General features: G+C 36.9%; 19 protein-coding genes. 12 read left to right on the top strand and 7 right to left on the bottom strand.

The genetic code is table 11. The features are described from left to right. Window positions 1-14: 14 nt before the first annotated feature. The 5 genes from H1225_RS06995 to rnd all read left to right on the top strand — a co-directional run bounded on the left by H1225_RS06995 (window position 15) and on the right by rnd (window position 6,651). Entirely contained in the window at window positions 15-1,958 is a 1,944-nt protein-coding gene (locus H1225_RS06995; RefSeq protein ID WP_161730112.1) for a DNA repair helicase YoaA, read from the top strand. A gap of 92 nt (window positions 1,959-2,050) precedes the next feature. Then, a complete protein-coding gene (gene tsaB / locus H1225_RS06990) occupies window positions 2,051-2,752 on the top strand; it encodes a tRNA (adenosine(37)-N6)-threonylcarbamoyltransferase complex dimerization subunit type 1 TsaB (RefSeq protein WP_161723920.1) in 702 nt (233 codons plus the stop codon). Between the two features lie 92 nt (window positions 2,753-2,844). Beyond that, window positions 2,845-3,444 (top strand): Slp family lipoprotein, encoded by a 600-nt coding sequence (locus H1225_RS06985; RefSeq protein WP_072064007.1) that lies wholly within the window; start codon window positions 2,845-2,847, stop codon window positions 3,442-3,444. 301 nt (window positions 3,445-3,745) lie between these two features. Then, a complete protein-coding gene (fadD, locus tag H1225_RS06980; RefSeq protein ID WP_072064006.1) occupies window positions 3,746-5,434 on the top strand; it encodes a long-chain-fatty-acid--CoA ligase FadD in 1,689 nt (562 codons plus the stop codon). A gap of 98 nt (window positions 5,435-5,532) precedes the next feature. Then, complete coding sequence (rnd, locus tag H1225_RS06975; protein ID WP_239739600.1) at window positions 5,533-6,651, top strand: ribonuclease D; 1,119 nt, start codon at window positions 5,533-5,535, stop codon at window positions 6,649-6,651. Between the two features lie 368 nt (window positions 6,652-7,019). On the opposite strand, the gene minE is transcribed toward rnd, so the two are convergent. Genes minE through minC form a run of 3 tightly spaced genes read right to left on the bottom strand, consistent with a single transcriptional unit; the run spans window position 7,020 to window position 8,829 of the window. Continuing rightward, entirely contained in the window at window positions 7,020-7,289 is a 270-nt protein-coding gene (gene minE / locus H1225_RS06970; RefSeq protein ID WP_006536628.1) for a cell division topological specificity factor MinE, read from the bottom strand. Window positions 7,290-7,292: 3 nt separating this feature from the next. Beyond that, a complete protein-coding gene (gene minD / locus H1225_RS06965) occupies window positions 7,293-8,105 on the bottom strand; it encodes a septum site-determining protein MinD (protein WP_006536629.1) in 813 nt (270 codons plus the stop codon). Between the two features lie 22 nt (window positions 8,106-8,127). After that, entirely contained in the window at window positions 8,128-8,829 is a 702-nt protein-coding gene (gene minC, locus H1225_RS06960) for a septum site-determining protein MinC (RefSeq protein WP_072064004.1), read from the bottom strand. Window positions 8,830-8,962: 133 nt separating this feature from the next. Here minC and H1225_RS06955 point away from each other — a divergent pair, with 133 nt between their 5' ends. Genes H1225_RS06955 through H1225_RS06940 form a run of 4 tightly spaced genes read left to right on the top strand, consistent with a single transcriptional unit; the run spans window position 8,963 to window position 11,591 of the window. Further along, window positions 8,963-9,250, top strand: a complete 288-nt coding sequence (locus H1225_RS06955; protein WP_161671590.1) for a YcgL domain-containing protein — start codon at window positions 8,963-8,965, stop codon at window positions 9,248-9,250. A 24-nt stretch (window positions 9,251-9,274) separates the two neighbouring features. Further along, on the top strand, window positions 9,275-10,402 hold the full coding sequence (locus H1225_RS06950) for a lytic murein transglycosylase (protein WP_161671510.1): 1,128 nt from the start codon (window positions 9,275-9,277) through the stop codon (window positions 10,400-10,402). 52 nt (window positions 10,403-10,454) lie between these two features. Then, on the top strand, window positions 10,455-11,111 hold the full coding sequence (locus H1225_RS06945; protein ID WP_006536634.1) for a fumarylacetoacetate hydrolase family protein: 657 nt from the start codon (window positions 10,455-10,457) through the stop codon (window positions 11,109-11,111). Window positions 11,112-11,147: 36 nt separating this feature from the next. Continuing rightward, the gene (locus H1225_RS06940; protein ID WP_239739597.1) at window positions 11,148-11,591 is read left to right on the top strand and encodes a YcgN family cysteine cluster protein; all 444 of its coding nucleotides are present in this window, start codon (window positions 11,148-11,150) and stop codon (window positions 11,589-11,591) included. Between the two features lie 66 nt (window positions 11,592-11,657). On the opposite strand, the gene fetB is transcribed toward H1225_RS06940, so the two are convergent. The 4 genes from fetB to H1225_RS18305 all read right to left on the bottom strand — a co-directional run bounded on the left by fetB (window position 11,658) and on the right by H1225_RS18305 (window position 15,294). Beyond that, window positions 11,658-12,431, bottom strand: coding sequence for an iron efflux ABC transporter permease subunit FetB (gene fetB / locus H1225_RS06935; protein ID WP_072064001.1), 774 nt, complete (start codon window positions 12,429-12,431; stop codon window positions 11,658-11,660). A gap of 50 nt (window positions 12,432-12,481) precedes the next feature. Beyond that, on the bottom strand, window positions 12,482-13,132 hold the full coding sequence (fetA, locus tag H1225_RS06930) for an iron efflux ABC transporter ATP-binding subunit FetA (protein WP_006536637.1): 651 nt from the start codon (window positions 13,130-13,132) through the stop codon (window positions 12,482-12,484). 144 nt (window positions 13,133-13,276) lie between these two features. Then, window positions 13,277-14,197 (bottom strand): alpha/beta hydrolase family protein, encoded by a 921-nt coding sequence (locus tag H1225_RS06925; protein WP_161671511.1) that lies wholly within the window; start codon window positions 14,195-14,197, stop codon window positions 13,277-13,279. Window positions 14,198-14,379: 182 nt separating this feature from the next. After that, window positions 14,380-15,294, bottom strand: a complete 915-nt coding sequence (locus tag H1225_RS18305) for a helix-turn-helix domain-containing protein (protein WP_161671512.1) — start codon at window positions 15,292-15,294, stop codon at window positions 14,380-14,382. Between the two features lie 90 nt (window positions 15,295-15,384). On the opposite strand from H1225_RS18305, the gene H1225_RS06910 reads away from it, so the two are divergent. The 3 genes from H1225_RS06910 to H1225_RS06900 all read left to right on the top strand — a co-directional run bounded on the left by H1225_RS06910 (window position 15,385) and on the right by H1225_RS06900 (window position 18,668). Continuing rightward, window positions 15,385-16,005 (top strand): TetR family transcriptional regulator, encoded by a 621-nt coding sequence (locus H1225_RS06910; protein ID WP_109847403.1) that lies wholly within the window; start codon window positions 15,385-15,387, stop codon window positions 16,003-16,005. A gap of 66 nt (window positions 16,006-16,071) precedes the next feature. Beyond that, complete coding sequence (locus tag H1225_RS06905; protein WP_109400495.1) at window positions 16,072-16,548, top strand: NUDIX hydrolase; 477 nt, start codon at window positions 16,072-16,074, stop codon at window positions 16,546-16,548. A gap of 521 nt (window positions 16,549-17,069) precedes the next feature. After that, window positions 17,070-18,668, top strand: coding sequence for a methyl-accepting chemotaxis protein (locus H1225_RS06900; RefSeq protein ID WP_115065378.1), 1,599 nt, complete (start codon window positions 17,070-17,072; stop codon window positions 18,666-18,668). Window positions 18,669-18,747: the final 79 nt, after the last annotated feature.

The raw sequence follows: 18,747 nt of genomic DNA, 5'->3' as shown, positions 1-18,747 counted from the left end.
TTTATAAAAAGAGTATGCCTGTGTCAGACGATTTTGCAGAAAACGGGATTTTAACCCGCACTATTCCTGGATTTCATCCCCGTGAAGCTCAACGACAAATGGCGAAATCAATAACGGAAGTTATTGATAAGCAAGGTGTACTTATCGTTGAAGCGGGTACAGGTACAGGAAAAACATATGCTTATCTTGTGCCTGCGTTGCGTTCGGGTAAAAAAACCATTATCTCAACAGGTTCTAAAGCCTTACAAGATCAATTATATAGTCGAGATTTACCCACAATCATTGACGCGATTAATTATGATGGTAACACCGCGTTATTAAAAGGGCGCTCTAACTATCTCTGTTTAGAACGACTTGATCAGCAAATGCTTAGTGGTGGTGATCTTGAAGCCGAAGTTTTGTCTGATGTCATGTATGTACGACAATGGTCAACACAGACCGAAGATGGTGATGTTAGCCGTTGCCATAGTGTTGCGGAAGATAGCCGAGTTTGGCCCTTAGTCACGAGCACTAACGATAACTGTTTAGGAAGTGATTGTCCTCGCTATAAAGAGTGCTATGTTCTGAGCGCACGTAAAAAAGCAATGGATGCAGATATTGTCGTCGTCAATCACCATTTATTTATGGCGGATACGGTCGTTAAAGATACCGGTTTTGGTGAGCTAATTCCGGAAGCTGAAATTATGATTTTTGATGAAGCTCATCAAATTCCAGATATTGCTAGCCACTATTTTGGACAACAGCTTACCAGTAGACAGCTTCTTGATCTCGCCAGAGATATGACCGTGGCTTACCGTACAGAAGTCCGTGATCAAGCTCAGTTGCAAAAAAGTGCCGATCGATTAACTCAAATGGTAATGGATTTTCGTTTAGTATTAGGTGAAACAGGTTATCGAGGGAATTTACGTGAACTGCTACAAGGTGGTGAAACAAAACGTTTTCTTACGTTACTGGATGATGCTTTAGAACTGAGTTATGACGTAATGAAACTTTCGTTAGGGCGAAGCCAATTACTCGATAGTGCTTTTGAACGCGCCACCGTTTATCGCAATCGCTTAAAACGTCTGATTGATACCTCAATTCCGGGTTATAGCTACTGGTTTGAAAGTTACGGTCGCCATTTCTTACTGGCTATTACGCCACTTTCTGTCGCTGATAAATTTCGTGAATTAATTAAATCACATAAAAGCAGTTGGGTATTTACCTCGGCAACACTCTCTGTGAATGAGCAAATGTCTTATTACACAGATAGATTGGGCTTAGAAAATGCGACAACACTAATTTTAAACAGCCCGTTTGATTATCAACATCAAACATTACTCTGTGTACCACGTTATTTGCCACCATTAAATCAACCGTATACGGCGAAACGTTTAGCGACTATGCTAACGCCTGTTATTTTAAAAAACCAAGGTCGCTGTTTTTTTCTCTGTACTTCGCATGTCATGATGCGTGGACTTGCTGAAGAGTTTAAAGCCAGTTTGCCATTACCCGTATTGATGCAAGGTGAGATGAGCAAAACACAATTACTGCAAAAATTTGTCTCATCAGGAAATGCGCTTTTAGTTGCGACCCAAAGTTTTTGGGAAGGTGTTGATGTACGTGGCGATACACTGTCTTGTGTGATTATTGATAAATTACCCTTTACTGCACCTGATGATCCTTTATTAAGGGCTCGAATTGAAGATTGTGAGTTGCGGGGCGGAGATGCTTTTAGAGATGTCCAAATTCCTGATGCAGTCATTAGTTTAAAACAAGGTGTTGGACGATTAATTCGTGATGTGCACGATTATGGCGCAATTATAGTATGTGATGATAGATTGGTTTCTCGTGCATATGGCGAGGTTTTTTTAAGCAGTTTGCCTTCATCACCACGCACACGCTCACTCGAAAAAACAATGAAATTTTTGAGCCAACGCGCACAGCAGAATAAAATACAAGAAATATCGGATTCATAATAGCGATCGCACAGAATGTGTGTTTATTCTGTTGAACACTATTATGATATTATTCTTCCTCTTTTAATTATCGAATTTGCCGGAGTTATGGCGTGTCACTGCGAATTTTAGCAATTGATACTGCGACAGAATCTTGTTCAGTTGCAGTTTGGAATGAAGGCGTTGTTGCTTCACGTTTTGAGATTTCTCCTCGTGAACATACACAAAAGATTTTACCTATGGTGAAAAGCGCCTTAGAAGAAGCAAACATCACATTACAATCATTAGATGCACTTGCTTTTGGTCGAGGTCCAGGAAGTTTTACTGGCGTTCGTATTGGGGTGGGGGTTGCACAAGGTATTGCGTTAGGTGCTGAATTGCCAATGATTGGCATTTCATCACTTGCCACAATGGCTGAAGGTGTCTTTAGAACAACGGGTATTAAACAAGTTCTCGTAGCAATAGATGCGCGTATGGGTGAAATTTATTGCGCTCGATATCAGCGTAATGATGCAGGTGTTTGGGTGGGAGAAGACACTGAAGCGGTGATGAAACCTGAACAGTTTATTGAAACATTACAATCAACGATGGGAACATGGGCAATGGCAGGTACAGGCTGGCAAGCTTACCCTGATTTAAAAGAGACGCTGCCTTTTACTGTTGTTGAAACTGAAATTATGCTTCCTGCTGCACAAGATATGTTACCCCTTGCTGTAAACGCTTGGCATAAAGGTAAAGCAACGAAAGTTGAAGACGCTGAACCTGTTTATTTACGTAATGAAGTGACGTGGAAAAAACTGCCTGGCCGTGAATAAATTTATGAGTATCTATTAGACGCCTAAAAGTAAAGCTAAGCTATAATATTATTATAGAGTAACGTTAATATTGACTTGCAATGAGGTGGTTTATGAACAGACAATTAAACTACCGTTTGGTAAGCAAAGCGCTATTTCTATCTGGTGCTTTGTTTCTGGCGGGATGCGTCTCTATACCTGAATCAATAAAAGGTACATCAGCAACGCCTGTTACTGATTTAAATAGAGTTTTTGTTGCACCTGAGCTTTATATTGGTCAAGAAGGGCGTTTTGGCGGACGTGTGATTGATGTTAAAAATCTTCAATCATCAACACAGCTAGAGATTGCTGTTATGCCTCTTTCTCAATATGATGCTGCCCCCGAATTGCGACAGCCTTCTATTGGGCGCCTCTATGCTAATGTTATGCATTTCTTAGATCCTACCGATTATAAAAATCAGTATGTAACAGTTGTTGGTACTATCAAAGGTGTTGAATCAGGTAAAGTAGGTGAGGCCACTTATCCATTTTTACGTATAGATGTGACGGGTATGAAACGTTGGACACTGACACAGCAAGTCATTATGCCAGCACCTGTTATGACATGGGGATATTATGGAGATGGTCCATATTGGTGGGGTTATCACAATGGATATGGCGGTTATGGTGGATATCCATATGGAGCTGGTCAGGTTGTGCCCGTTTTAGAATAAAAATAGGGTATCAGGTTATATGACGATATAATATTTTATCTCTATTCGCGTGAAACGGTGTATAATCAACATCTATAATATATTAGGTAACTATCTAATAGCGTTATTAAAGTTGAATAAAAATAAAAGAGAGGGCGGTTTTGACCGCCTTCTTTTTTTGTTAATCTAAAAATAAAATATTTAGTGACACACTTCGCATCTTCACAACAGAAAATTGTTTGTGCTGGTAGGATGAGTTAATACTTTGTTAAAAAGAAACATAATATTAACCCAAGAAGTGCGATTAATCAGGAGTACTACTTTGGAAAAAGTCTGGCTTAAACGTTATCCGGCAGATGTTCCGGCTGAAATTGACCCGGACCGTTTTGCATCCCTTGCTGAGATGCTTGAAAACGCTGTCGCAAATTACGCAGATCAACCCGCCTTTATCAATATGGGCGAGGTCATGACTTATCGCAAACTTGAAGAGCGTAGCCGTGCATTTGCAGCATATCTGCAAAACGGCTTAGGATTAAAAAAAGGTGATCGTGTTGCCTTAATGATGCCTAATTTATTGCAATATCCTATCGCACTTTTCGGTATTCTTCGTGCAGGCATGGTTGTCGTAAACGTAAATCCACTTTACACGCCAAGAGAACTTGAACATCAGTTAAATGACAGCGGTGCAAGTGCTATTGTAATCGTTTCTAACTTTGCACATACGCTCGAAAAAATCGTATTTAATACCAATATTAAACACGTTATTTTGACCCGAATGGGTGATCAATTATCTCGCCCGAAAGCAACACTCGTTGATTTTGTTGTTAAGTACATCAAACGATTAGTACCTAAATATAATTTGCCTGATGCCATTTCATTTCGTAGAGCAATGCATTTTGGCTATCGTATGCAATATATTAAACCTGAAATTACAGGAGAAGATTTAGCCTTCTTACAATACACAGGTGGAACAACGGGAATAGCTAAAGGTGCGATGTTAACGCATCGCAATATGTTGGCAAACCTTGAGCAAGCAAAAGCGGCTTATGTCCCAGCACTAAATATAGGAAAAGAGCTGGTGGTTACAGCGTTACCGCTGTATCACGTTTTTGCTTTAACCGTAAACTGCCTACTCTTTATTGAAATTGGTGGTAAAAATTTACTTATTACCAATCCGCGTGATGTGAAAGGTACTGTTAAAGAACTAGGGCGTTACCCTGTCACGGCAATTACGGGTGTAAATACTTTATTTAATGCTTGGTTACACAACCCAGAATTCCGTCAGCTTGATTTCTCCAAACTAAACCTCTCTGTTGGCGGTGGTATGCCTGTACAAAGTAATGTTGCCAAAGAGTGGGAAGAGTTAACAGGTAAACATTTGTTAGAAGGTTATGGTTTGACTGAATGCTCTCCGTTAGTCACTGGTAACCCTTATAATCTGAAAAAATATAGTGGTAGCATTGGATTACCGGTACCTTCAACAGACGTTAAGTTTATTGATGATGAAGGTAACGAAGTTGACCGCACCGTAGGCGGTGAAATGTGGGTTCGTGGTCCTCAGGTCATGAAAGGTTATTGGAACCGTCCTGATGCAACTGATGAAGTTTTACATGATGGGTGGGTTGCGACTGGTGATATCGCTACAATGGATGATGAAGGCTTTATCCGCATCATTGATCGTAAAAAAGATATGATCTTAGTTTCCGGTTTTAATGTATATCCTAATGAAGTGGAAGAGGTTGTCTCTGCCCATCCTAAGGTTTTAGAATCGGCTGCGATTGGTGTACCAAGTAAAAACTCGGGTGAAACAGTTAAAGTTTTCATTGTGAAAAAAGATCCATCATTAACAGAAGATGAGATAAAAACACATTGTCGTCGTTACCTAACAGGTTACAAAGTACCTAAAATTATTGAGTTTCGTGATGAATTACCTAAATCAAATGTTGGTAAAATTTTACGCAGAGAGTTAAGAAATGAAGAAAAAGAGTTGAAAACCTCAACTGAATCTTGATACAACACTCAATAACCTTTTTCAATTTCGCCGGTTTATACCGGCGTTTTTGCGATTAAATAAAAAGTCATTAGACATAAAAATAAGAGAAACCTGTTTTGAATTATCAATTGATTACGACAGACACAGCACTAGATACCGCCTGTAAAGCCGCTTCAGAGGCTTCACAAATTGCTTTAGATACAGAGTTTGTCCGCATACGTACCTATTACCCACATCTTGGTTTGATCCAGATGTATGACGGTAAACAGATCTCTCTTATTGATCCATTAGCAATTAAGGATTGGACTCCTTTCGTTGAGCTATTAACAAACCAGGGTATTATGAAGTTTCTCCATGCTGGAAGTGAAGATCTTGAAGTCTTTTCTCACCAGTTTGGCTGTGTTCCAACACCGATGATAGACACTCAAGTGGTTGCTGCATTTTTAGGTCATCCCATTTCTTGTGGTTTTGCGACATTAGTTGAGAAATATGAAAGTGTTGCACTAGATAAAAGTGAATCCCGCACAGATTGGTTAGCGCGCCCTTTAACTGAAAAACAGTGTCAATATGCCAGTGGTGATGTTTTCTATTTGCTACCTTTAGCTGAAAAATTAATTAAAGAAGCTGAAGAAGCAGGCTATATGGATGCTATTGCAGATGAATGCGAAATGATTGCAGAACGTCGACAAGAAACTGTAGTACCTGAACTAGCCTACCGTGATATAAGCAATGCATGGCAATTAAAAGGTCAACAGCTAGCATGTTTACAAATGCTTGCCCAGTGGCGTTTAAATCAAGCTAAATCTCGTGATATGGCATTAAACTTCGTTGTAAGAGAAGAGCATTTATGGTCTGTTGCTCGTTATCTTCCTTCATCATTAGCAGAGCTAGATGCATTGTCGCTTTCAGGCCAAGAGATCCGTTGCCATGGTCGTCGTTTATTAGATTTTGTTGTTAAAGCTAAAGAAATTAAAGATGAAGATTGTCCAGAGCCTATTGGCAATTTAATCGAACAACCAAACTACAAAAAAGCGTTTAAAGCGATTAAAGCAGTTATTCAAGAAATTAGTGAAGATAAACGTTACAACCCTGAGCTGTTAGCGTCAAGAAGACAGATTAACCAATTATTGAGCATTCACTGGAAAATAAAAGAAGGGCAACCTGAGTTGATCTCACGCTGGCGTAAAGCCTTATTAGAAGAGAAAGTGACAGAAATTCTCGCGCAATATCCATAGTCTTACTCATTGTTTATTTTCTAATCCCTAATATCCTAAATAATATAGGGTTGCTAGTTCAATAAATAAACAATAATAAATAGGAGTCTCTTTTGAGGCTCTTATTTTTTGTACACGAAAAAACACCTAGAAAAAGTGAAGGCACTAAACAGGTTAAATAAATTATGCGTAAATAGAAGAGATGTTATTGCGAGATAACTTGCCTCCTTTGACTTATCACCAATGATGAAAATAGTAGCGAGATATAGCGCTATTTTCGCGTTCAGGTGAATTCAAATTGTATATAATTAAACACAGAGCCAATCAAATTAATTATAGTTCATGGTTGGCTCTGTGAATAATGACTTATATAAAGCGTAAAATATGATTTACTTTGTAGGTTCTTCACTCTCAGGTAAAGTCACATTGAGCTCTAATACAGAGATATCATCGCCTTTTTGTTCAAATTGAACTGAAAGCATATCTGGATCTATCTGTACATATTTACAGATGACACCTAATAAATCTCTTTTCATATCAGGTAAATAAGCTGGCTCGCTATCACCACGGCGACGTTCTGCTACGATAATTTGTAGACGCTCCTTGGCAATATTAGCTGTCGACTTTTTACGCGACAGGAAAAAATCTAGTAAAGCCATCTTTTACCCCCCAAAAAGGCGTTTCAGAAAGCCTTTTTTCTCTTCTTCAATAAAACGGAATGGATGTTCTTCCCCTAACAAACGATTTACTGTATCTGAATAGGCTTTACCTGCATCAGATTCGCCATCTAAAATAACAGGTTCACCTTGGTTAGATGAACGCAAAACAGATTGATCTTCTGGAATAACACCCAATAGTGGAATGCATAGAATTTCAAGGACATCTTCCATACTTAACATATCACCGCGGCTAACACGACCAGGATTATAACGAGTTAATAGCAGATGTTCTTTAATTGGATCTTCACCTCGTTCAGCACGACGTGATTTAGAGGCAAGAATGCCTAAAATACGGTCGGAGTCACGTACAGATGATACTTCTGGGTTTGTTGTGATAATCGCTTCATCTGCGAAGTAAAGGGCCATTAATGCACCACTTTCAATGCCCGCAGGAGAATCACAAATAATAAAATCAAAACCCATCTCATCGAGTTCATCTAATACTTGTTCGACACCATCACGGGTGAGAGCGTCTTTATCTCTTGTTTGTGAAGCAGGGAGAATAAACAGATTTTCTGTACGCTTATCTTTAATCAAAGCTTGATTTAAAGATGCATCACCCTGAATAACATTAACAAAATCATAAACAACTCTACGTTCACAACCCATGATAAGGTCTAAATTACGTAACCCAATATCAAAGTCGATAACAACCGTCTTATGACCTTTTTGAGCGAGGCCGGTAGAAATGGCCGCGCTGGAAGTTGTTTTACCAACCCCACCTTTACCTGACGTAACAACAATAATGCGTGCCATGGAGTGATTCCTTGTCGATGCTCTAAATTAAGTTCTCGATTGTTAATTCATTCTCTTGCAGACTCAGTTGTACTGATTTACCAACAAAGTCTGTAGGAATTTGGTCGCTTAGCCAATATTGACCAGCAATAGAAACAAGTTCAGCAGACAGATGTGTACAAAAAATATGGCTCTCATTATCACCCGATGCGCCTGCAAGGACACGTCCACGCAATACGCCGTAGACATGAACATTACCATCAGCAATTAATTCAGCGCCTGCACTCACATTACTAATAACGACTAAATCGCTATTTTGAGCATAAATACGCTGACCTGAACGAACAGGAGTATGGATGATTTTTGTTTTTTGACGAACAGCTGTCGGTGCTTCATTCGTTTTATCGTTATTTGCCTGAGTGCTTGGCTTAACTATTTTACCTTCATTTAAGATAGGTAACTGTGCGGCAATTATCGCTTCTTTCTGTTGGGCGTCTGAACTACCACTAATTCCCACGACTCGTAAGCCAGCATCTTCTACAATTCGCCTCAGTTTTTTAAAATCAATATTTTCATCTGCTAAAGCAGAAACATTGATAACTACAGGTGCGTTTTTCAGAAATTGAGGCGCTTGTGCAATTTTTTCTGAAATAGCCTGACGAATAACTTTCGGTGTTCCATCGTTTAAATGGAGTACTGAAAGGGTAAAATTACTGCCTTTTAACTCAATGGGCGTGTTTGACATCTATCTGACTCAGTAAATTTTTTATAATCTGGCACAAAAAACCAGAGACGATATTACGAAAGTATATAAGCATGTTATATTTACTAAAATATTCAGGCAAGTCGCTTATTTTAATAATTAGAGTTTAATGAAAATGATTTGTGCAATTTACCGTAGTACCAAACGTGATCAAACTTATTTATACATCGAAAAAAAGGATGATTTCTCTCGAATTCCGGGCGAATTATTACAAAGTTTTGGCGAGCCGCAGTTTTCAATGTTGCTTAATCTCGCGGATAGACAGCGTTTAGCGCATGCTGACATTGAAAAGGTCAAAAAGGCATTAGTTGAGCAGGGTTTTTACTTACAAGTTCCACCACCTGTCGAAAGTATGTTAAATGCTTATTTAGATGAATTAAAAAAATCAGAAAAAACTGAATAAATCATCGAGATAAAAGGAGCATAAATGTTCAAATATTCATTCATCGCTGTGATTGTTTCCGGTTTAATGTTATCTGCGTGTACAAATAGCCAACAAAAGTTGGCTGAAAGACAAATTATCTCACCAGAGGCAACGGCAGTTGAAGCACAAAAAACACCTCGATGGAAACAAGTGGATGTTGCATCGTTAGAACAAGCGTTTCCTAAAGAAACTCGTACTTCTGCACAATTTCCTGCTTATGTTGACGCGTTAAAATTGAAAGCAGCTCAGTTGGGATATAAACCAGAAACAATAGATTTTGCTTTTTCAGAAGCACATTTTATTGAACGAGTGATTAAATCAGATCGTAATCAACCGGAAAAGAAAATTACACTCGATGTTTATTTACCACGTATTGTCACCAATGGACGTTTAAGCCAAGGGGCTAAGCTTTATCAAGAGCATCAAGATACCTTAGAGCAAATCAGTAAAAAATATGGTGTGCCTGCTAACTATATTGTTGCGTTATGGGGGCTTGAGAGTGGTTTCGGTAAAGTGCAAGGTAAAGAGGATGTTGTTTCTGCACTTGCAACGCTGGCATTTGAAGGCCGTCGAGAAGCGCTGTTTACTCGTCAATTGATGGCTGCATTAGAGATTATTGAAGAAGGACATATCCCTCAAGGACAACGTCTCAAAGGCTCATGGGCAGGAGCAATGGGACAAACTCAGTTTATGCCATCATCCTTCCTAACTTATGCCGCAGATGGCAATGGTGATGGAAAAATCGATATTTGGAATACTCAAGAAGATGCATTTGCTTCGGCTGCTAATTATTTAGCGACTGAAGGTTGGGAAAGTGGACTCCCTTGGGGAGAACAGGTTACTTTATCGGTAGGTTTCAACCAACAGCTTGAAGGCATTAAGACTGAACAGAAAAAAACGGTCGCACAATGGAAAGCATTGGGTGTTCAATTACCTGTAAATAGCCAATTAAACGATGCTATGTCTGTATGGTTAATTATTCCTGATGATGATTTACATAGAAGCTATTTAGTGACACAGAACTTTCGTACGATAATGCATTGGAATAGCTCTTACTTTTTTGCCCTTAGCATTGTCACAATGGCTGATGGCGTTGCTAATAAAATAAATTCATTGCCTCACGCGAGTTAATTGCGTTTTGCCGTGAAATAAAACACAGCAATTTACCTAAAAGGAACACAATATGTATCAACATCGTGATTGGGAAGGTGCGTTACTTGATTTTCCTGTTAATAAAGTAATTTGCGTTGGCAGTAATTATGCAAATCACATTAAAGAGATGGGTTCGGTTCGTTCAGAAGAGCCTGTGATTTTTATCAAACCAGAAACAGCTATGTGTGATATTCGCCAACCTATTGCTATCCCAAGAGATATGGGAGCGGTTCATCACGAAATTGAATTAGCAGTACTTATTGGTCAGCCACTTAAGCAAGCTAATGAAGATAGAGTTGATCGTGCAATTGCGGGTTTCGGTATTGGTCTTGACCTGACATTACGTGATTTACAAGGTAAATTGAAAAAAGCAGGGCAACCGTGGGAAAAAAGTAAAGCGTTTGATGGCTCAGCACCTTTATCTGGTTTTATCCCTGTCAATTCATTTGGCGATCCGCAAAATGCAGACTTAATGTTACGTGTTAATGGCGAGATTCGTCAGCAGGGTAATAGTCGTGATATGCTAACGCCTGTTTTACCCCTTATCAGCTATATGTCGCGCTTTTTCACCTTACGTCCTGGTGATGTGATTTTAACGGGGACACCAGAAGGTGTGGGTCCTCTTGAATCAGGTGATATGTTGGTATTAAGCGTTAATGAACATCAGCTGACAACACGGGTTATTTAATTCGTATTAGATAAGCAATAAGGTAATAACGTAGAGATGACACAGGCTTTTTGGCAGACTAAAACATTAGATGAAATGAGTGATGATGAGTGGGAATCGCTCTGTGACGGGTGTGGACAATGCTGTTTACACAAGTTAATGGATGATGATACTGACGAGATATACTTTACCAATGTCGCTTGTAATCAGCTAAATATTAAAACCTGCCAATGTAGTAATTACGAAGATCGTTTCCGTTATGAGCCAGATTGTATCAAGCTTACGCGGTATAATTTACCAACATTTGAGTGGTTACCAATGACTTGTGCGTATCGTCTGTTAGCTGAGGGCAAAGCGTTACAAAGTTGGCATCCTTTAATTGCTGGTAATAAAGCAAGAATGCACCAAGACAACATTTCAGTAAGATATATTGCGGTGCCAGAAACGGAAGTCGAAGATTGGGAAAATCATATTCTGAATCGCCCGAAAGGACGTGGTTAGTTTCTTATTTTTATGAAAAAGGTCACTCAATGGGGTGACCTTTTTCAATATAGTTAATAACTATAGTTAGCGGCTCTCAAAGTTAATAAGCTGGTGGCGCTGATTAAAAAACTTCTTATAGGTTAAATAGCAAGCAATAATGGTTGAAATACTGGCTGTTGCCATCAACATAAAAGTCACCATAATTTGATATTTAACGGCTTGTAATGGATCAACACCAGCAAAAATAAGTCCTGACATCATGCCTGGTAAACTTACAATACCCACAGTTTTCGCCGCATCAACGGTCGGAATTAATGAAGATTTAATGCTATCTCGAATAATACTCATTGAGGCTAGTTTAGGTGTAGCACCAAGGCTTAACATTTCTTGCAATTGCTGTTGTTGATTTTGAAAACGTTGACCCAAATTATTATAACAGAGCCCTGTTGCTATCATGGCATTACCGGCAATCATCCCTGTAATAGGAATAATTTGAATTGGCGTAAAAGCAATTGAACTGGTGAGTAATAAAATCGCTAAAGTTAATAATGCCCCAGTTGTAATAGCAGTAAAAGAGATCAGAAAAATATCTTTAACGTATTTACTTCGCTTTTTGGCATTATAAGCTGCGTTATAGCAGATAAATAACACCATTAAGAAGGTGAGTATAAAATGGTCGACATGGAAAATATAGGTCAAGACATAGCCAACAATTAAGAGTTGAATAATGGCTCTTGCTGTACTCCAAATAATGTCTTTTTCTAAAGCTAGTTTTTCTTTGCGACTAATAAAAATAGCCACGAGAACTAATAAAAGCGAGAAAATCAGAGATTCATTGCTTATCGTATGTTCGTTCATAATATTATGTTCGCTCATAACAAAAGGGTGGCTGATAAAGAAATAAAAAATCAGGCATCATTGTGAGAAGATAATGAGATCACATCATCAGCATGTTTTATTTCATTTTGATCGTGCGTGACCCATAACACGGCGAGATTTTGATCTTTAACGTAGTGGTGAATAATATTATTCACTTTTGTTTTATTGTTTTCATCTAATGCACTTGTGATCTCATCAAGTAATAAGATTTTTGGCATAAATTGTAGATTTCTTATCAGTGAAATACGTTGTTTTTCACCCCCTGAAAGTTCATTAATTCCTTTTTTCATAATCGATTCAGGTAAACAAAAATAATCCAAATCATGTGCCAATTTCTTATCATCCACTGGGAGTTTTCGTAAGAAATAAGGAAATTTAAGGTTATCGTAAACAGTCTCACCAAATAACATGGGGGTTTGGGTACAATAAGAAACCTGTTGGCGATATTCTTCGGGGGACAACGTTAAATAGTCTTTATTTTCAAAGAAAATTGAACCACTTGTGGGTGATAGTAGTGAAGCGACAATCTTGAGTAAGGTACTTTTACCACAACCTGAGGGGCCTGTGATAAGTTTAAATTCAGAAGGTTGAAGTTCAAAATTGATATTGTCGAGGATAGTTTTGTTATCAATTCGATAACTTACTTTATCAAGACGTAAAAGTGAAGTCGTACTTTCCATTCTTATCCCAAACTTAAAAAAGAAAATAATTATCATTATATAGAATTAACGATATAAAGATCCTGCTTTAAATCAGTTAGTAAGCAGTTCTATTACTCTTTCAGTATAGGAGAATGGGAATGTAAGCCAACATAAAAGATAAATTTATTTCGTGTATTGCGTATACCATTGTTGTATATCATTGATTATTTTATTCGTTAAACGCTCACCTTGTTCATTATAAAACCCATGATCTAATTTCTCATATTTAATAAACTTCACATTAGGCTGGTTAATATCTCGGCTTAGTTGATAAAATGCATTAACATTTACATTAGTGTCATTAAGCGTCTGAATAATTAATACTGGGGTGTGCTGATTACTTTTAATGACTTTAAGTAAATCGATAGTAAAAAATTGTTGCCACCATATTTTACTGTGCTCGCTTATAAATTGTTCATCATCTATTTGATTGTTTTTTATTGCGTCAGCAAATTGCTGGAAGCCATTTATAGCATCTTCAACATGCTCTTTGGGTGTGGTATGACGGATATTATAAAGAACATCATCAAGAAAAAAACGTCCTCCGCCATTTAGCGCGATAGCGGCTTTAATATCATTGCGTTTAGTTACCATCAAATGCACTATCGTCGCGCCTTCACTTCCACCAAGTAAAATAATATTTGGATACTGTGAAGATAATTTATCTAACACTGCCTCATAATCTTCGGTTCGTTGCTTAGGATTATCATGGCGTTGATAGCTTTTAGGGCAATCAATACGCTCACCATCATATTGCGAATAAGGTAATTGAGCGGTAATACCGTATTTTTCCACCATTAAAACATCACTATTTGGTAACCAGTGACCAAAGGTTTCTTGGATAAACACATTATTTTTAATGCTGTTACAATCAGAGCCTTGCATTAATACTAATAGAGTTTGATTTTTTTCAGCTCTTTTATCCATGTAATAGCTAATTTTACTGCCATCTTTCCGTGGGAGTAAATGTGTTGATATTTCTGCATAACTTGCAAAAGAAGGAAGTAAAAAAGCAGAGAGTAAAAATAGAAGCGAAGTGCGCATGATCACCTTATTTGTTTTTGTAGGGATGTAATAAGAAATTTTTCAATAATTAGTAAACAGCTGACTTAGTGAATTATTTATTGTACAGAGAAAAGCGATAAAACAGTTATCGCACAGTAGCCTTTATAAAATGAATCTACTCTTAATAAAATAGCCTGAAAATTCAGGCTATTTAAAGATCATTAATGAATAGGAACAAAATAATCAATTTCTAAGGTTTTGGGTAATTCCATTAAATCAATATTAGTTTCTATACTGACGTATCTTTCAATATCAGCGCCTAAGCGACGACATAAACCTAATGCGGGCAGGGTATAAAAATAAATTTTCATCACAAATTGTTTATATTCTTCCAGTGTTCCTTTAAATTGGAATCTGACATAACGTCCTGCCTCAATCACTCTTTTTCTAAAACCGCTGGTTTTTGTAAAATGATCTAAGCTATTTAAGCCAATTTCATAATCAATCTGGATTTTATTTTTACGTAATGTGTTTGGTTGGTATGAGATAAGCACAGTACTCTCTATAAAATTTTTGTCCGTATACAGTAAAAAATCATTCCAAAATTGGTGACGTATATCTTCGTGCAATTTACCTATATCTTCGATAGAACAAAAATATTGATATTGCATCCCATAAACATAACTTTCAGGTAACTCCATAATTTTAGGAATAGGTAAATCAACAACATCAAAATTGATTGGTGGCTGAAAATTATTGCCACAAAGATTATCAAGTTTACGGTATTCTGTGGGTGTGACACCAAATGTGGCTTTAAAACGACGTGTAAATGATTGCTGAGAATCAAACTGATAACGTAATGCTACAGTCAGAATAGGCAATTTGGTTAAACGTAATTCTGTCGCTGCTTTTGTTAAGCGTCTTCCTCGAATATACGAAGCAAGTGTTAATCCTGTTGCTTGCTTAAATACGCGTTGTAAGTGCCATTTGGTATAACCAGAACGGATCGCAACATCATCAAGTAGCAATGGTTTTTCCAAATTCACCTCAATCCAGAGAAGAAGTTCTTTGATAATTTCTATATTAAAAGAGGATAAGGTATTTGAGGGGATAAGCCCATTGTACTGAGATGACATGATAATTTCCTGAAAATATTTTGTTCAGTTTACACGAAACTGATACCCATATATTATTACATACTTATGGTATGTATTTAGGGTTTTATCATGGAAATAAAATCACGGCAACAAGAGAATTCAGAACAAACGCGTTCTGCATTACGTGAAGCCGCACAAGAACTATTTATAAATCAGAACTATTGTGATGTTTCCGTTAATGAAATATCACGTCACGCAAGAGTAACTAAAGGGGCTTTCTATCACCACTTTAGTAATAAAAAAGCGCTATTAAAAGAGTGCTACCTTTTTCAGGTTGATAAAGTCGTCGAAAAACTCGTTCAAATTCCTACCTATGATGATCAGTGGCAAGAGTTAGAAGTTATTTTTAGTGTTTGTGTTGATCATATTTATCAACATAAAGATAAGCTTATTCCTTTACAAGAAATAATTTCGGTTCTAGGTTGGAAGGAATGGGATGCGATTGATTCACAAATTCTTATTCCTCGAATTAAAAAATGTGTAGATGTTCTCTATGAACAACAAGAAATTTGCACTTATTCTTCTGATATTGTTGTGAATTTGATTTATGGATTTATCACGCATATCACGATTAATTTAAAGAATGAAGCTACATTACCTGAAAATGCTTGTAAGGACTTTAAAACGATATTTTCTGATTTTTTGATGGGGATAAAACAATCTTCGATAAATGCGAAAAACCATCAATAGCACAAACATAATGATAGATGCGATGTAAATTGGATAAAAATAAATAGAGCAAAGGATCAGAGTATTATGACAATAGAAGTACCTAAGAGTCATTTCACAGCAACGGGCGTTGTATTCGATGGGCAGGGCAAATTCCTTCTTCATTTACATTCTAAAATAGGCTGTTGGTTACCACCTGGTGGTCATATAGAAGAAAATGAAGAGCCACAAGATGCAGTATTAAGAGAAATAGAAGAAGAAACAGGTTTATTGTGTGAGTGTCTTTGTTATCAACCTGAATTTAGCCTTAACCTAAATAACGATGATGTTATTGAACTTGTAAAACCTCTCGCCATTTTAAAAGAACCCATTCACGATAAAAAACAAGGGTTTCATTATCACATCGATATGATTTATCTTTGCAAACCGTTAAAAAATAGCCAATTAACAAATAAATCTTTCCAATGGCTTTCTTTAGAAGAGGTTAAAAAAAGAAAAACGCCATTAAATGTGATAAGACTTATTGAACTAACTGAAAAACTATTAATAAAAAAAATCATTTAAGTTTCTTAATAAAACTAAATGGCTCATAATAAATAAACAATTAAAGCGGTTTTTAGAAACTGCTTTATTATTATTGGAAATAAAAAATTTTAAAACTCACTATAAATTAATATTAGAATTAAATAAATTAATGTTAATAAGTAGATATACCTATTAAAGCTTAAGATAAAAATATACAAATAAAATTATAAAAACTAAAAAATAATTAATAAATTATCTTTTTCTGAGTGAAATCACCTTCATCGCAGGATATTATGTGAGTAATTTGTCTGTGGATGGATAAAGTAATTGTTTATTTCATAAATGAAAAATGGTTTTCACTGTACTCTAAAGTTTTCCCTCATTATTACCGACATTATAAACGAAGGCAGATCCTACGAGCCTTTATATTCTAATGAATAAATTTTAGCCTTATTTTATTTACACTAGGGAATATGCTCTTTGTCAGAGAAAAAGAGTGCATTCTGATATCTTACAAATGTACAGATAAAAAATTCTGTATATTTTGATGGAATATGACCATGTTTAAAAATATCAGTATAGAAAAGACCGTTAAGGTCATGCTGGCCATTTTATTTGCGTTGATTATGAGCATTATTTATTTTAGTTATGATGCTTCCACTCGATCTTATAATAATTTCGTTTCATCAAATAGCCTAAGTCAGCAAATGTTACTTATGGGCAAAGCGCGATATCAAATGGCCGTGATCAGGGCAAATATTAATGGTTTAGATGGGCAATTAAGGGTTAATGAAAAACCATCCGCAAAATATTTTCATCAAACAGCCGAGTATATTGCAATTACCCGCGAAGAGATCCATCGTTGGGCAGATACGGAAAAACTCACTTTAGAGGGGCGAGAATTAGCTGATGATATGACGAAGCGTTTTGATGAACTGCTTGATATTTTCACCGGTGCATTGGATAGACTACGTAAAGGTGAGCTAACAACACACTCGGCCAGCGCTAAAATGGACGAGTTAAATGATATTACTATGAAATATTATGCGGTTGCTAATGGTATTGAAAATAGTTATATCGATATTGCAAAAACATCTCAAGAACGCTTGATGATGGTGTCAATTTCTACTGGTACTATCGTTATTCTCTTATTTATCTTTATATTGCGTTGGTTTTCCCATACATTTATTAGCAATATTAGAGTGTTAATCAATATCTTTAGTAAAATGAGCCAAGGCGATTTAAGTATGCGTGTAGAGAATCACGGTACTAATGAATTTGGTCTGTTATTCAATGAAATGAATAAGATGAAGAATTCATTAAGCCATATGATTTCTTCCGTAAAGAATGCCGTTAATACCATTAGTATTAGTGCAAGCGAAATCGCGACAGGAAATACCGATTTATCTTCCCGTACTGAAGAGCAGGCGAGTGCATTACAAGAAACGGTTGCGAGCATGGAGCAAATTAAAACAACTGTTGAAAAAAATGCGGATAATTCACGAGAAGCAAGCAAATTAGCACTAACAGCAACGGCATCTGCTCAAAATGGTGAAAATGTGATGGACAGTGTGGTTGAGACTATGCATTCAATCTCTGAAAGTGCGAAGAAAATTGCAGATATCAATGACATTATTAACAGCATTGCTAATCAAACGAATATTTTGTCATTGAATGCGGCAGTTGAAGCGGCAAGAGCGGGTGAGCAAGGTCGTGGATTTACCGTTGTCGCATCTGAAGTGCGCAATTTAGCCAGTCGTAGTGCGGAAGCTGCGAAAGAGATCAATGAGTTGATTACTCACTCTGTTAATAAAGTGAATGTTGGTTCGCAGCAAGTTGCGCAAGCTGGACGTTCAATGTCAGAGATTGTTACAACAATTAATCAGGTGAATGACTTTATGCAACAGATTGCTCTTGCTTCTAATGAACAGAGTATGGGCATAAATCAAATTGCGTTAGCTGTCAGTGAAATGGATACGGTTACTCAGCAAAATGCAGCATTAGTTGAAGAATCAGCGGCTATCACAGCGAATATGGATGATGAAGCTCATCAATTAGCTAAATTGGTTTCACAATTTAAAGTAGATGAAGAGAAAAAAGTCCTTTCACGTTCTGATTCAATACAATCAACAGAAGCTATCGATATTCAAGAAAAATAAGTGTCGTATCGATAATAAATAAAATAAGCCCCTTGGCTAAATAATGCGAAAGGGGCTTTTTATGATTTTTATTCTTAAT

It is taken from the genome of Proteus penneri, from assembly GCF_022369495.1.
Classification (GTDB): domain Bacteria; phylum Pseudomonadota; class Gammaproteobacteria; order Enterobacterales; family Enterobacteriaceae; genus Proteus; species Proteus penneri.
This window is presented reverse-complemented; position numbering and strand designations above follow the sequence as displayed.